Source organism: Hydrogenimonas urashimensis (genome assembly GCF_016593255.1).
Lineage (GTDB): Bacteria > Campylobacterota > Campylobacteria > Campylobacterales > Hydrogenimonadaceae > Hydrogenimonas > Hydrogenimonas urashimensis.
Genome location: NZ_AP023212.1, coordinates 683981 through 697286 on the forward strand (window position 1 = coordinate 683981; position 13306 = coordinate 697286).

Consider the following 13306-nt stretch of genomic DNA (forward strand, 5'->3'; position numbering starts at 1 on the left):
ACTCCAGCATCATAACATCAAATTTTTTTATCTGTCAAGAGTAATTACTCTAAAATTTTCCAAAGTCTTTTTCTGTACAATACTCCAAATATATGCATTCAAAAGGCTTATCATGCCCAACCGACTCATTCACGAAGACTCCCCCTACCTCCAGCAGCACGCCGACAATCCCGTCGACTGGTGGCCGTGGTGCGACGAAGCCTTCGCAAAAGCGTTGAAAGAGAACAGGCCAATCTTTCTTTCGATCGGCTACTCCAGCTGCCACTGGTGCCACGTGATGGAGCACGAGGTCTTCGAAGATACAACCATCGCCTCCTACCTTAACGACCATTTCGTCTCCATCAAAGTGGACAGGGAGGAGCGGCCGGACATCGACAAGCATTACCAAAGCGTCCATCAGCTGCTCAACCAGCGTCCCGGGGGCTGGCCGCTGTCGATCTTCATGACACCCGATCGAAAACCCTTCTTCGCCGGCACCTACATCCCTCCATCGCGCCGATACAATATGATGGGATTTTTGGAACTGATCGAAGTGATCCACAAAAAATGGACCGAAGCGCCGCAGGACATCGTCAAAAACGCCGACGAAATCCAGCGTTTTCTAAAACCGGTCGAGGGGCCCGTCAAAGCCACGAAACTGGAGCTTTCGCTTGTCGACAAGACAATCAGGCAGGCGCAGGAGAGTTACGATGCCCAGTGGGGTGGCTTCTCCAAAGCGCCCAAATTTCCCCATGCTTCCACTCTCAATCTGCTGATCGACCTGCACCGGCTCACCGGTGACCCGGAGGCTTTGAAGATATCGACTCATACGTTGAAAATGATGGCCCGGGGCGGCATCTATGATCTTATCGACGGCGGATTCTGCCGATACAGCACCGACGACATGTGGCTGGTGCCCCATTTTGAAAAGATGACCTACGACAACGGCCTGCTGATCGAAAGCTATCTAAAAGCCTATCGACTCACAAGGGAGAGTCTCTTTCTCGACATCGCGGAAGAGACCATTACTTTCATGCAGGAAAAAATGGCCGAAAATAGCCTCTTCTACTCTGCCAGCGATGCCGATACGGAGGGAGTGGAGGGAAAATATTTCATCTACAACTACGTCGAGGTAACCCATGCGCTGCAGCGAAATGGATTTGAAGCGAACGAGGCTGCCCGCATCTGTGAAGCGCTATCCATCACACCCTCCGGCAATTTCGAGGGCAGTAACATCGTGCGTTTGCAACGTAACGATAGGCCGTCATGGTGGCCGAAAGTGCGGCAGATTCTCCGGTCTTTGCGCCAACCCCGCACCTACCCTTTCATCGACAGAAAAATCATTACCGCATGGAATGCCATGATGGTCAAATCGCTCTTCCTGGCCGCCGATATCAACGAGAGATACCTAAAAAGCGCCATAACGAGTCTGGAATCGCTTTTGGAGCTGATGCTAAAAAAAGGCAATCTCTACCACAGCGCACTCGCCGGGAAAGAGCCGGTCATCGAAGGCTTTCTGGAAGATTACGCCTATCTCTGCGACGCGCTGCTTCAGGCCTACCGCACCACCTTGGACGAGATTTGGCTCCTCAAGGCGCAGCAACTCGCCAACCGGGCCATCGAACGATTCTATGAGCGGGGAAAATGGTATTTCAGCCGCGGGGAATTCGTAACCGTCGCCGACATAGCCGATACAAGCTATCCATCGAGCGCTGCCGTCATGAATCAGGTGCTGCTGACACTCGGAGCGCTGCTAGATGACGCCTACCGGGATATCGTCTACAAGACGCTGGAGTTACATTCGTACAAAATCGCCCGCTATCCGATTTACCATCCCGCTTTCACCACGGTGGCGATCCGTTTTATCAAAGAGGACATTGTCGTCAAATCGCTTCCCAATCGGCTGAAAGAGGCCAAAAGTGTCTTGGAAGAGGCTTCCTATCCATGGACAGTAATGAAGAGTGAAGTCGATTCCGATTATATGGTGTGCAACCAGCACTCCTGTTTTGCCATAGCCAAAAATCTGGAGAGCCTTCGTGAAATTTTGAAAAATCTGCCTTGAAAAAGCGTTATATATTTGGATATACTACGCTAAGTTTGCAGCGGCCCTGCCGAACCATTACGGCAGGCGGAAAGAGGGTCGGAGTGGAAAACCGGTTTGTTCGAAATTTCCTCCGGATTGCAGAAGATGGCGTGCGGCTTTTTCAGCTCGAAAAATTTTACCCTGGCAGCCTTGAAAAAGCCGTCCGTTGCCTCCAGAAGCGGTTTAATGGCATCCGGGTCGAGATGAAAAAGGGGTGAAAGTGCGCAATGCCGTCGAAGGTCGTCTCTGGCTCGGGAAAGAAAGACGCGCTTTTCTGGGCCACGGCCGCATGGAACTATTGAAAAAAATCGACGAAACCGGTTCCATCTCCAAAGCGGCCAAAGCGATGAAGATGAGTTACAAAGCGGCATGGGATGCAGTGGATACCATGAATAACCTGGCCGAAAAACCCCTGGTAGAGCGGGTCACCGGAGGAAAAGGAGGCGGCGGCACACGCCTTACCGCCTACGGCCGGGAAGTGGTAGAGACATTCCGTGTTCTCGAAGAGGAACATGAACGGTTTCTCCGCAACCTTTCACAGCGTATCAATGCAAAGGATGGCCATTTGCGACTGCTCAAATCGATGTCGATGCGCATCAGCGCGCGCAATCAGCTCGCCGGGGAGGTGATCCGGATTAAACGGGGTGCCGTCAATGCGGAGGTAACCCTTCGGCTCAAAGGAGGCCACCCTCTAACAGCAACGATCACCAACGAATCGCTGGATGAACTCGACATCTCCACCGGTTCGAGAGTCTACGCCCTTTTCAAAGCCAACGCCCTGATTCTCTCCACGGAAACAAATGTGAAACTCGGTGTCGAAAACCGTTTCGAAGGCGTTGTCGAGCGCATCGAAAAAGGAAGCGTCAACCACGAAGTCGTTCTGGAGCTCGAGGGCGGCACCCGCCTCTGCGCGCAGCTTGGGACATCGGCACTCCGCATGCTGGGGCTGAAGGCAGGAATGAAAGTGAACGCTTTTTGCAAAGCGAATCACATCATGATTGGAATCTACTGATTTTCGTCAATAGGGATGTTCGAATGAAAAGAATCGAAGCGATGAAAAAACCTTTTCTCTTTTCCCTGGGAATGACCCTCCTGAGCGGAGCCGGTTTGGCGGCCAACACCATATCTGTGCCAAAACGGACACTCAATGCCAACCGCACGCTCGACTACAACACCGTTCCTGCGTGCGTGGAGAAACCCGAAGAGATCTTCACCCGTGGTGAGTGGTACGGGCGCCTGCGCCTGAACAGCTTCCGATGGGACTGGAAGAAGGGCGACGATGTGCGCCAAGACAACTGGGCCATCGGAATGGGTGCGAGCCTGATGCTCAAATCGGCCTGTTTTCACGGCTTTAGCGCAACCATCGATGCCTACAGCAGCCAGAATCCGTGGCATATGGATGCCGAAAAAATCCCCTATCTCAAAGCGGGAAAAGATGTTCTAAGCCGCCACGACGTACTCGAAAAAGACCGATACCATATGAATGTGATCGCCCAGCTCTATGGCGAATACAGAATCTCTGAAAGCAGCGTGCGATACGGCCGTCAAAAATTCGAGAGTTTCCTGACCAGAAGCAACGATACGAAAATGATACCCAATACATTCGAGGGACTGACACTCGTCTCGAAAGACCTTCCGGGGCATCTTTTCAAAATTGGATGGTTCACAAAGCAGAAATTGCGTGACCATACGCAATTCCACGATGTCCTCACGTATGGAAAGAACTCTTTCGAAAATCTTTCGGGAGAAGACAATCTGATCAACGCATTCGGAAACAACGACGACTCGGCGATGCATCGCGGACTCTCCTACGACAATTACAAAAAAGCGGGAAAATCGACGAAACACGATCTTCTCGTGGCGGAGGTGTGGAGTATGGCCGTTCCCCGTCTCAAAGCGATGCTCAACTTCACTGCCGTGCCCGATGTCCTCTCCTCTTTCACCGCACAAGGAGACTACACGGTGAATATGGGCAGTTTCAAACTTGTTGCGGGTATCCGATACATGCGTCAATTCGACAACGGTGGCGGCAGCATCGGTGGGGCGAATCTGATGGGACTGATCGGTCCCTACGGCAAAGCGAACGGAGAGAATGGCGGTTACGACGATCCCTACTCACTGGATGGATGGCTCATCGCCGGGCGTCTCGATATAAAGAGCGAGGCACCGTGGAAATTCCGGGTGGGTTATTCGCACATCGGAGACGAAGCCGACATCGTGGCGCCGTGGCGTGGGTTTCCCACCGGAGGATTCACCCGCGCCATGGGTCAGTACAACTGGCAGGCCAATACCGACACATGGATGATCCGGGGCGATTACGATTTCGAAAAAGCGGATCTTGTTCGAGGGCTGAGTCTCATGCTCCGGTATGCGTGGCAGGATTACGACGAGGGCAAATTTGTCGTGATCGAGGGGAACAGGGTCCCTCTGACACCGACCGATAGGCAGGTTATGCATTTGGATGCCATTTACAAAATTCCGTATCTGCCCGGCCTGGAAGCCCGGGTACGGATGGGGTTTGTGGATGCCGACAAATCGATCGCCGGTGCGGATCCGTCCTACAGCGAATACAGATTCGAGATGAACTATCTTTTTTAAAACTGATATTTAAAGGCAAAATTATGAAAATTCTCCTCGCTCTGCTCTTTGCGCTCTTCACCCTTCACGCCTCGCAGATTACCGTCGCTGTCGCAGCCAACGTCAGCTACGCGCTGGACGATCTGAAAGCGGCTTTTTCCAGAAAACATCCCGATATACGGCTTCGCACCATTCTAGGAAGCAGCGGCAAACTGACCGCCCAGATACGAAACGGCGCGCCCTTTCAGATCTTCATGTCGGCGGATATGGGTTTTCCCGAATCGCTCTATGAGCAAAAAATCGCCATCACCAAGCCGAAAGTCTACGCCCGCGGGATCCTGGCACTCTTCTCTCCCAGGCCCCACGACTTTTCGGAAGGCCTCTCGCTGCTGGAATCGCCTGCCATCAGGCGTATCGCTGTCGCCAATCCAAATACTGCCCCTTACGGCAAAGCCGCAGTCGAAGCCCTGAAAAAAAGCGCTCTTTACGAGCGCGTCAAACCCAAAATCATCTTCGCCGAAAGCATTTCGCAAACCGTCGCCTACACGATGACGGCCGCCGACATCGGCATGATCGCCAAATCCTCTCTCTTCAGCCCGAAGATGCGTCGTTTCAAAGAGGGACGTCACTGGATGACGGTCGACCCCTCCCTCTACACCCCGATCGACCAGGGTATCGTGCTGCTCAAAAATGCCAAAAAGAACAAAGCGTGCCGAATCTTCTACGATTTCATCCTCAGTCCGGAAGCCCGAGCCATTTTTAAAAAATACGGATACATACTCCCATGAACCGCATACATGCACGAGTCTTGCAGGCCCACCTGCACGAAGGGGTCTCGTGCGTCACGTTCGACGCTTCCGGTGAACGACTTACGATGATCGCTCTGGAACTTCCCGAAGGCATCGAGCCCGGCCGTGAAGTTGAGCTCGGCGTAAAAGCGACCCATGTCGCCCTCGCGAAAGAGTTGCACCCCGATGTCGCGATATCCAACCAGATTCCCGTCACGGTCGAAAAGGTGACCGAAGGGACGCTTCTCGTTTCGCTGAGAGTGCGTTTCGCGGATACGACGATCGAAAGCATCGTGCCCAAAAGCGCCCTGACCGATCCCGCTTACGCAACTGGCGACACCGCCTTCGCCCTCTTTCAGGCGAGCGAACTCTCCATTTTGAAGGTGTTGTGATGAATATGATCGACTGGAACCCTTTCATTCTCTCGTTCAAACTCGCAAGCGTGACGACGTTGATCCTCTTTTTCATCGCCCTGCCCACCGCCTGGTGGCTGAGCCGCACGCGCACCCGCTTCAAACCCGCCATCGAAGCGATTGCGTCGTTGCCGATCGTGCTGCCCCCTTCGGTGCTTGGCTTCTATATCCTCTGGGGGCTTTCGGCCAACTCCCCAATCGGCGCCTTTTTCAACAATCTTTTCGGCATCCAGCTCGTCTTCAACTTTACCGGGCTCGTCATCGCCAGCTGCCTCTACTCCTTTCCCTTCATGGTCCAGCCGCTGCAGAGCGGTTTTGAAAGCCTCAACAAAAACATGATCGAAGCGGCCTACATCGCCGGCAAGAGCCCCACCCAGACACTGTTCAAAGTGGCGCTGCCCAACATCAAACCCTCCCTGATGACGGCACTCATCGTCACATTCGCCCACACGGTCGGTGAATTCGGCGTCGTACTGATGGTGGGCGGCTCGATTCCGGGAGAGACGAAAGTCGCCTCGGTCGCCATCTACGAACTGGTCGAGACGATGGACTACACGACCGCCCACATCTACAGCGCCGTCATGGTCGTCATCAGCTTCGTCGTGCTCCTTGGCGTCTATATCTTCAACCGCTACCAGAAACGAAGGCTGGGGGTCTATTGATGATTCTCATCGACATTCTCAAACCTCTTGCGGGAAGTACGGGCAAGATGCGGCTGCGTGTGAAACTCGAAATCGCAGAGAAGAGTTTCGTCGCCCTCGCCGGAGAGAGCGGTAGCGGCAAGACGACCCTTCTTCGCACGATCGCGGGCCTGGAGGAAGCACAGGGAACAATTGTCGTCGGCGATGAAGTGTGGCTCGATGACAAAACCTCCCTTCCGCCGCAGAACCGTGAAATCGGTTTCGTTTTCCAAGATTACGCACTTTTTGAAAACATGACGATTCTGCAGAATCTCCTCTTCGTCGAAAACGACAAAACGCTCGCCACCCATCTGCTTCGTCTCACGGCACTCGAAGAGCTCTCCCACCGCCACCCCGCCACGCTCAGCGGCGGTCAGCAGCAGCGCGTGGCCCTCTGCCGCGCCATGATGAAACGCCCGAAACTTTTGCTGATGGACGAACCCCTTTCGGCCCTCGACCCCGCCATGCGCAACCGCCTGCAGTTTTACATATTACGACTTCACAAGGAGTTCGGCACAACAAGCCTGATGGTCAGCCACGACCCCAGCGAAATCTACCGCCTCGCCGATCGCGTCGTCATGCTGGATCACGGCCAAATTGTCCGCGATGGTACGCCAGCGGAGGTGCTTCTAAAAACCGCCGGCAGCCAGAAGTTCTCTTTCGAGGGCGAACTGCTCGACATTGTCAAACGCGATGTCATCCATGTCGCCGTCATCGCCATCGGCCAACAGATCGTCGAAGTGGTCCTGGACGAAGCGGAAGCCGAAACTCTAACCGTCGGCGATACCGTCACTGTCAGCGCCAAAGCCTTCGCGCCTGTCGTGTCCAAATAAAACGCTGCACCTGTCTATCCAAGGTTTCCTCTTTCCGGTGAAAATTATTTTGATATTTATTATCATTTTATTGTTAATTAAGCTCGATTGCGCGATGATTCTACCGTTGTTTTGATATCAGTTATCATTTTAAAGGGCGTGTTATGAAAAAAATTCTTCTTTCGACAGCGACCATCGCGATGCTGAGCGGTGAAATCGTTGCGGCAGAGACGGAAAACACCCCACGTACCGTGCGTCAGATACTCGGTGAGGTAAAACCACTCGAACACACCGATGCGCAGATTCGTGTCGGGTATATCGACTGGAACGCCGAAGGCGACACGGCAGACCCCGACAACAGTGCCTTCGCCGTCGGCGGCCATATCCACCTCGATAGCAAGCGATGGCATGGCCTGATGGTCGGTGCGGAAGCCTACGTCGTCGCCGACCCGGGATTGGGCGACGACAACCCCGACGGGGTCAATCCCGACTTCTTCGACGCGGACAAAAAAGGCTTCGCCACCCTCTCCCAGGCCTTCATCGATGGCAAATGGGGAGAAACAGAGATCAAAATAGGCCGTCAGATGATCGACACCCCCCACGCCGACAGCGACGACATCCGCATGATGCCCAACTACTTCCTGGCCTACCTGCTGACCAACAGCGACATCAAAGGGCTCACCCTGACACTGGGACAGGTCGATCAGATGGGCGGATGGGAGAACGGCATCGACGCCAAAAAGTTCGTCCCGGTCGAAAAGGTCCTGGGTGCGGAGGCGTCGTGTGATGGCATCTATCTCGCTTCCGCCGTCTACGAAGGGTTCGAAAACCTCTCGTTGCAGGCGTGGTATTACGCCATGATTGACATCGCCGACGTTGTCTACCTCGAAGCAGGGTATACGCTGCCGACCTCCGTGGCGGAGTTCGTTTTTGGGCTTCAGTACGATACGGCGAAAGAGAGAGGAGACGAACTTCTTGGCAAAATAGACAGCTCCACCGTAGGCGTGAGTATAGAAGCGGGATTTGAAAACGGCGTGACGCTGATGGCTGCCTACAACAGCGACAATGGCGATACGGGCGCTTTCGGAAGTCTGGGCGGCGGACCTTTTTTCACCTCGATGGAAGACCAGACCCTCGATGCCATCGGGCAGAGGGGGGATGCCTGGATGGGGGCGATCGGTTACGACTTTGGCGGCATCGGCCTGGAAGGGCTCAACGCCGGACTCGCGTATGCACACTTCGAAGCAGACAAGCGTGACGCGTACGAAACCGACGAAATCGACATCGCCGCCGAATACGCCGTCGCGGAGACGTTGCAACTGACAGTTGCCTACGCCATCGTCGACGACAGAACCGACGCCAACGAAGATTTCAGCCAACTTAGACTCATCGCCAACTACAACTTCAATACATGAGCCAAATTCCATTAGCATGGAACAAACGACGTCTTACGGACACTGGGGCATGAAACGCAAGAACGTCGTGTTTGTGAAATCCATAATTGAATACGAAATCAACTCTCGACTCGCAATACTTCCTTCCACCTCTTTAGTTTCTCTTCAAATCTCATAGCGGCATAGGCAGGCGATGGGGAGGGGAGCAGTTCCTGTCGTATCTGCAGGCCGGGAAAGCAGTGCTTGAAGAGTTGCTGCGCTTTTTTGCCGGTGAAAAAAACCGCTTCGATCTTCGGGTGCGTTTTCAGCAGTTTTTCGATGTCGTTGCATCGGCAGTTTTGAAGGTTGGTATCGGCCGAATTCGTGCGCTCGCAGCTTTGTACCACATCCCACAGAGCGATTTTGTGACGCTCAAGCAGTGCCCTCTTCTCTTCGCGCGTTGCAACAGGCATATCGAAAATCGCCGAGAGCAGAGGCCAGAACTGGTTTCTCGGGTGGGCATAGTAGAAAGAGTTTTCAAACGATTTCAGGCTTGGGAAGCTGCCAAGAATCAATATTTTCGAATCGGGGAAGATAATCGGGGGAAAGGGGTGCGAGACGGGCGAAACGCCCGCCTTTTTGGAGTGCGTCGAATCGTTATTCGACTTCGGCATCGATAACGTCTTCGTCTTCGCCGCCTTTTTTGGCGCCGCCTTGTTGCGCACCGCCGGCAGCCTGCTCGCCGCCCTGCTCTTTTTTATACATCGCTTCGGCGAGCTTGTGGCTCACTTCGGTCAGCGCCTTGACCTTCTCTTCGATCTGCTCTTTGGTCGCGTTTTCATCTTTGAGCGTGGTTTTCAGCGCATCGAGTGCGGCCTGCACCTTCTCTTTTTCGCCCGCTTCGAGGCTGTCGCCCACTTCGCCGAGGCTCTTTTCGGTCTGATAGACAAGCGCATCGGCCTGGTTTTTCGTTTCGATCAGCTCTTTGCGCTTGCGGTCTTCCTCTTTGTGCGCTTCGGCATCGCGAACCATCTTTTCGATCTCCTCTTCGCTGAGTCCGGAAGATCCGGTAATCTTGATCTCCTGGGACTTGCCGGTCGCCTTGTCTTTCGCGCTGACGGTCAGAATACCGTTGGCGTCGATGTCGAAGGTGACTTCGATTTGAGGCACGCCGCGGGGCGCCGGCGGAATGCCCGTGAGCTCGAACTGGCCGAGAGATTTGTTGTCTTTGGCCATTTCACGCTCACCTTGGACGACATGGATCGTCACGGCGGGCTGATTGTCTTCGGCAGTCGAGAAGATCTGGCTCTTCTTGACCGGAATGGTCGTACCCTTCTCGATGATCTTGGTAGCGACGCCGCCAAGGGTTTCAATACCCAGACTCAGCGGTGTGACGTCCAGCAGCAGGACGTCTTTGACATCCCCTTTGAGGATACCGCCCTGAATCGCTGCACCGATCGCGACCACTTCGTCGGGGTTGACCGATTTGTTGAGCTCTTTGCCGAAGAAGTTCTTGACCTTCTCCTGTACCAGCGGAATACGTGTCGAACCGCCGACCATGACGATCTCTTTGATCTCGTTTTTGGTCAGGCCCGCATCTTTGAGAACCTCTTCAATTTTGGTGATCGTGCTGTCGATCAGATCGACGATCAGACTCTCGAATTTGGCGCGTGTGATCTTCATGACAAGGTGTTTGGGACCGCTGGCATCAGCCGTGATAAACGGCAGGTTGATCTCGGTCTCCTGTGCAGCGGAGAGCTCTTTTTTGGCGTTTTCTGCCGCCTCTTTCAGACGCTGAAGCGCCATGACGTCGGCTTTGAGATCGATGCCGTTTTCCTTTTTGAACTCTTCGGCCACATAATCGATGAGACGGTTGTCGAAATCGTCACCACCCAGGAACGCGTCACCGCCGGTGGCCAGAACTTCGACGACATTGTCGCCAGTTTCCAGGACCGTCACGTCGAACGTACCGCCGCCGAGGTCGTAGACGCAGATCTTTTCGGCCTCTTTTTTATCCAGTCCGTAGGCCAGCGCCGCCGCTGTGGGTTCGTTGATGATACGAAGCACATTCAGCCCGGCGATGGTACCCGCCTCTTTGGTTGCCTTGCGCTGCGAATCATTGAAGTAGGCCGGTACGGTAATGACCGCCTCGGTCACCTCTTCGCCAAGGTAGGCTTCGGCATCCTCTTTCAGTTTGATAAGGATTTTCGCCGAAATCTCCTGCGGCGTGTAGGTTTTGCCGTCGACTTCGATGGCACAGGCACCGTTTTTGTCGATGACATGGTAGGGCAGACGCTTCTTCGCTTCCGCCGCTTTCTCTTCGTTGCACATCAAACCCATGATACGCTTGACGCTGTAGATGGTTCTTTCGGGGTTGGTGACCATCTGCCGTTTCGCAGGGTCGCCCACCAGTATCTCTCCCTTATCGGTGAATGCGACGACGGAAGGCGTTGTGTTTTTGCCCTCTTTGTTGGCGATGATCTTTCCTTCACCCCCTTCAAATACCGCCATCGCGGAGTTGGTGGTTCCCAGGTCGATTCCTATCACTTTTGCCATTCTTTTCTCCTTCTAGAATAAATTGGTTTTGACTTTGAGTGTATTGTACTCAACTTTGAATTCCCGTTCTGCTACCTGAGTTGCAAAACTATTTCGCGACACTGACCATCGCCGGCCGCAGAAGTCTCTCTTTATAGGTATACCCTTTCTGCAGCACCTGAACGATCTGTCCGCTTTCGTGCTCCTCGCTCTCCACCTGCATGACGGCATCGTGGAAATTGGGGTTGAACCCTTCGTCAATGTCCACCACTTTGATATGGTGCTTTTCGAAGGTTTTGACGAACTGGTCCAGTGTCAGCTGCACACCCTCGCGAAGCTTCTGCAGATGTTCGTCCGGCACCTCTTCCGGCGTCGGGATCGACGCGAGGGCGAGCTCGAGCGAATCCATGACAGGCAGAAGGTCGCGGGCGAACTCCTCCTGTGCGTAGGCGACGCTCTTTTCTTTTTCTCTCTCCATCCGTTTTTTTATATTCTCGAACTCGGCATGCATACGCAGATATTTGTCTTCGCAGGCGGCGAGCTCCTCTCTGCACTTTTTGAGTGCGCTGCCGCCACTCTCTTGCGTACGCTCCTGCTCTTTCTCTTCGGATCGTTCTGTACTCTCTTCTTTGTTCATACTCTCTTCCATCTCTTCCTTTTTTCTCTCGTCCTCTCTCTGCTTAGCCATTTACACCTCCTTGAAAATCTTGGTGAAGTCGTGGTCGATCGCACCCATGCAGAGTATCTTCGTCGGTCGGTTGTCGACAATGGCTTCCGTCCGGAGGGCCATGAAGCCTTTCGGGATGACCGGCTCGAAATGCAGGCCCGTCGACAGTTCCTCGATGACGTCGCCTTCGAGGAAGAGTCGTACATGACGTTTGCCCCACCCGCTCCGTTCGCCGGCGATGCGGATGATCGCTTCCGGATTGATCGCCGTGATCTCTTCGTCGTTCTTCGCACGCATCTTGTGATAAAGAGACATCATGCCGACATCTTTTGCGATCTGTTTCACCTCATCGAGCTCGTAACCGATCAGATCTTTCAGAAACGATTCGAGCTGACTCTGGTAGCGGATCACGTATTCGTCCGATCCAAATACCAGAATCAGATACCTGTCGCCTACCCGCTCGACAGCCTGAAGACGATTCTCTTTCAGCGGCTTCAAAAGCATGAACATCTCCTCCTTTTCGCTGATGCGCGCAAGTTCGTCCATTGCGTCGCAGATCAGCTCCAGGTCCCCAAGATGCTTGCGCCAGTAGAACTTCATCGTGCTCTCGGTCGGAATCCGGCCGCTGCTTTTATGAAGCTGCTCCAGTTCGCCCCGTTCCACCATCTTGTTGAAGTAGTAGCGTATGGTCGCCGGCGCGATTTCAAACGGCAGTTTCTCTTTCAGCGTCGCAGAACCGATCGGCTCGTGCGTTTGGAGAAAGGTTTTGACAACCGTTTCAAGAATCTCTTCATATTTGCGTTTCATACCCTTATTTTAGCACCTATTTTTTAAAATGCCAAGTGAATTATATATTATTGAGTGAAGCTATGTCAAGTTTATTTACTTAAATTGTTTACATGAATTTTGTAGCAGGGTGGTATCGCCGCTGTGCGGCCGGTGGAAAAGTGAATGGTCGTTGGGCGTTCGTCGCTGGCATTTGCGAAATTTCGAAGAAAAGAGAAATTCCTATAGCGCCAATGAGCCCCACAATATGATGAGTGATTTCGGAGGTGAAGAGTGGAAGGAAGGGGGTTGCCGGCGGGAGTGCCGGCGGGTGTTACTTGTCGCGGATGCCCAGGGCGGAGATGAGCTGGGTATAACGATCGTAATCTTTTCTTTTGAGATAGCGGAGCAGACGTTTGCGCTGTCCGACCAGTTTCAGAAGACCGAGTCTGGAAGAGTGGTCTTTTTTGTTCTCTTTGAGGTGTTCTGTCAGGTATTTGATGCGCTCTGTCAAAAGGGCAACCTGTACTTCCGGAGAACCCGTATCGTTCTCACCGCGTCCGAACTGTTTAATGATTTCAAGCTTTCTAGCCGAATCCAAAGCCATTTCTGACCTCCTGATTGGTTGTTTTTC

General features: G+C 53.4%; 13 protein-coding genes. 8 read left to right on the plus strand and 5 right to left on the minus strand.

What is annotated here, in order from left to right; all coding sequences use genetic code 11:
• Nucleotides 1–112: 112 nt before the first annotated feature.
• The 8 genes from JMG82_RS03360 to JMG82_RS03395 all read left to right on the plus strand — a co-directional run bounded on the left by JMG82_RS03360 (nt 113) and on the right by JMG82_RS03395 (nt 8747).
• On the plus strand, nt 113–2041 hold the full coding sequence (locus JMG82_RS03360; protein WP_201353524.1) for a thioredoxin domain-containing protein: 1929 nt from the start codon (nt 113–115) through the stop codon (nt 2039–2041).
• Nucleotides 2042–2282: 241 nt separating this feature from the next.
• Nucleotides 2283–3074, plus strand: coding sequence for a TOBE domain-containing protein (locus tag JMG82_RS03365; RefSeq protein ID WP_201353525.1), 792 nt, complete (start codon nt 2283–2285; stop codon nt 3072–3074).
• 23 nt (nt 3075–3097) lie between these two features.
• The gene (locus JMG82_RS03370; protein WP_201353526.1) at nt 3098–4660 is read left to right on the plus strand and encodes an OprD family outer membrane porin; all 1563 of its coding nucleotides are present in this window, start codon (nt 3098–3100) and stop codon (nt 4658–4660) included.
• Between the two features lie 23 nt (nt 4661–4683).
• On the plus strand, nt 4684–5427 hold the full coding sequence (gene modA / locus JMG82_RS03375; RefSeq protein ID WP_201353527.1) for a molybdate ABC transporter substrate-binding protein: 744 nt from the start codon (nt 4684–4686) through the stop codon (nt 5425–5427).
• Nucleotides 5424–5819 carry a TOBE domain-containing protein gene (locus JMG82_RS03380; protein ID WP_201353528.1) on the plus strand — a complete coding sequence of 132 codons (396 nt, stop codon included), beginning with the start codon at nt 5424–5426 and terminating at the stop codon, nt 5817–5819. Before modA ends, JMG82_RS03380 begins: the two co-directional genes overlap by 4 nt.
• Nucleotides 5819–6502 carry a molybdate ABC transporter permease subunit gene (gene modB, locus JMG82_RS03385; protein ID WP_201353530.1) on the plus strand — a complete coding sequence of 228 codons (684 nt, stop codon included), beginning with the start codon at nt 5819–5821 and terminating at the stop codon, nt 6500–6502. The genes JMG82_RS03380 and modB overlap by 1 nt, the downstream gene beginning before the upstream one ends.
• Nucleotides 6502–7353 carry an ABC transporter ATP-binding protein gene (locus JMG82_RS03390; protein ID WP_201353531.1) on the plus strand — a complete coding sequence of 284 codons (852 nt, stop codon included), beginning with the start codon at nt 6502–6504 and terminating at the stop codon, nt 7351–7353. Before modB ends, JMG82_RS03390 begins: the two co-directional genes overlap by 1 nt.
• 143 nt (nt 7354–7496) lie before the next feature.
• The gene (locus JMG82_RS03395) at nt 7497–8747 is read left to right on the plus strand and encodes an OprD family outer membrane porin (RefSeq protein WP_201353532.1); all 1251 of its coding nucleotides are present in this window, start codon (nt 7497–7499) and stop codon (nt 8745–8747) included.
• A gap of 98 nt (nt 8748–8845) precedes the next feature.
• On the opposite strand, the gene JMG82_RS03400 is transcribed toward JMG82_RS03395, so the two are convergent.
• The 5 genes from JMG82_RS03400 to rpsO form a co-directional block, all read right to left on the minus strand.
• Nucleotides 8846–9379: a DNA-deoxyinosine glycosylase gene (locus JMG82_RS03400; protein WP_201353533.1), complete on the minus strand. Its 534-nt coding sequence runs from the start codon at nt 9377–9379 to the stop codon at nt 8846–8848.
• Nucleotides 9363–11261, minus strand: a complete 1899-nt coding sequence (dnaK, locus tag JMG82_RS03405; protein WP_201353534.1) for a molecular chaperone DnaK — start codon at nt 11259–11261, stop codon at nt 9363–9365. Before dnaK ends, JMG82_RS03400 begins: the two co-directional genes overlap by 17 nt.
• An 88-nt stretch (nt 11262–11349) precedes the next feature.
• A complete protein-coding gene (gene grpE, locus JMG82_RS03410; RefSeq protein ID WP_201353535.1) occupies nt 11350–11928 on the minus strand; it encodes a nucleotide exchange factor GrpE in 579 nt (192 codons plus the stop codon).
• Nucleotides 11929–12714 carry a hypothetical protein gene (locus tag JMG82_RS03415; RefSeq protein ID WP_201353536.1) on the minus strand — a complete coding sequence of 262 codons (786 nt, stop codon included), beginning with the start codon at nt 12712–12714 and terminating at the stop codon, nt 11929–11931. It abuts the gene before it with no gap.
• Nucleotides 12715–13006: 292 nt separating this feature from the next.
• Entirely contained in the window at nt 13007–13279 is a 273-nt protein-coding gene (gene rpsO, locus JMG82_RS03420; protein WP_201353537.1) for a 30S ribosomal protein S15, read from the minus strand.
• Between the last annotated feature and the right edge of the window lie 27 nt (nt 13280–13306).

Coding starts and splice junctions, on each gene's coding strand:
- JMG82_RS03360 (WP_201353524.1), top strand. CDS start 113: ATGCCCAACCGACTCATTCACGAAGACTCCCCCTACCTCCAGCAGCAC.
- JMG82_RS03370 (WP_201353526.1), top strand. CDS start 3,098: ATGAAAAGAATCGAAGCGATGAAAAAACCTTTTCTCTTTTCCCTGGGA.
- modA (WP_201353527.1), top strand. CDS start 4,684: ATGAAAATTCTCCTCGCTCTGCTCTTTGCGCTCTTCACCCTTCACGCC.
- JMG82_RS03380 (WP_201353528.1), top strand. CDS start 5,424: ATGAACCGCATACATGCACGAGTCTTGCAGGCCCACCTGCACGAAGGG.
- modB (WP_201353530.1), top strand. CDS start 5,819: ATGAATATGATCGACTGGAACCCTTTCATTCTCTCGTTCAAACTCGCA.
- JMG82_RS03390 (WP_201353531.1), top strand. CDS start 6,502: ATGATTCTCATCGACATTCTCAAACCTCTTGCGGGAAGTACGGGCAAG.
- JMG82_RS03395 (WP_201353532.1), top strand. CDS start 7,497: ATGAAAAAAATTCTTCTTTCGACAGCGACCATCGCGATGCTGAGCGGT.
- JMG82_RS03400 (WP_201353533.1), bottom strand. CDS start 9,379: ATGCCGAAGTCGAATAACGATTCGACGCACTCCAAAAAGGCGGGCGTT.
- dnaK (WP_201353534.1), bottom strand. CDS start 11,261: ATGGCAAAAGTGATAGGAATCGACCTGGGAACCACCAACTCCGCGATG.
- grpE (WP_201353535.1), bottom strand. CDS start 11,928: ATGGCTAAGCAGAGAGAGGACGAGAGAAAAAAGGAAGAGATGGAAGAG.
- JMG82_RS03415 (WP_201353536.1), bottom strand. CDS start 12,714: ATGAAACGCAAATATGAAGAGATTCTTGAAACGGTTGTCAAAACCTTT.
- rpsO (WP_201353537.1), bottom strand. CDS start 13,279: ATGGCTTTGGATTCGGCTAGAAAGCTTGAAATCATTAAACAGTTCGGA.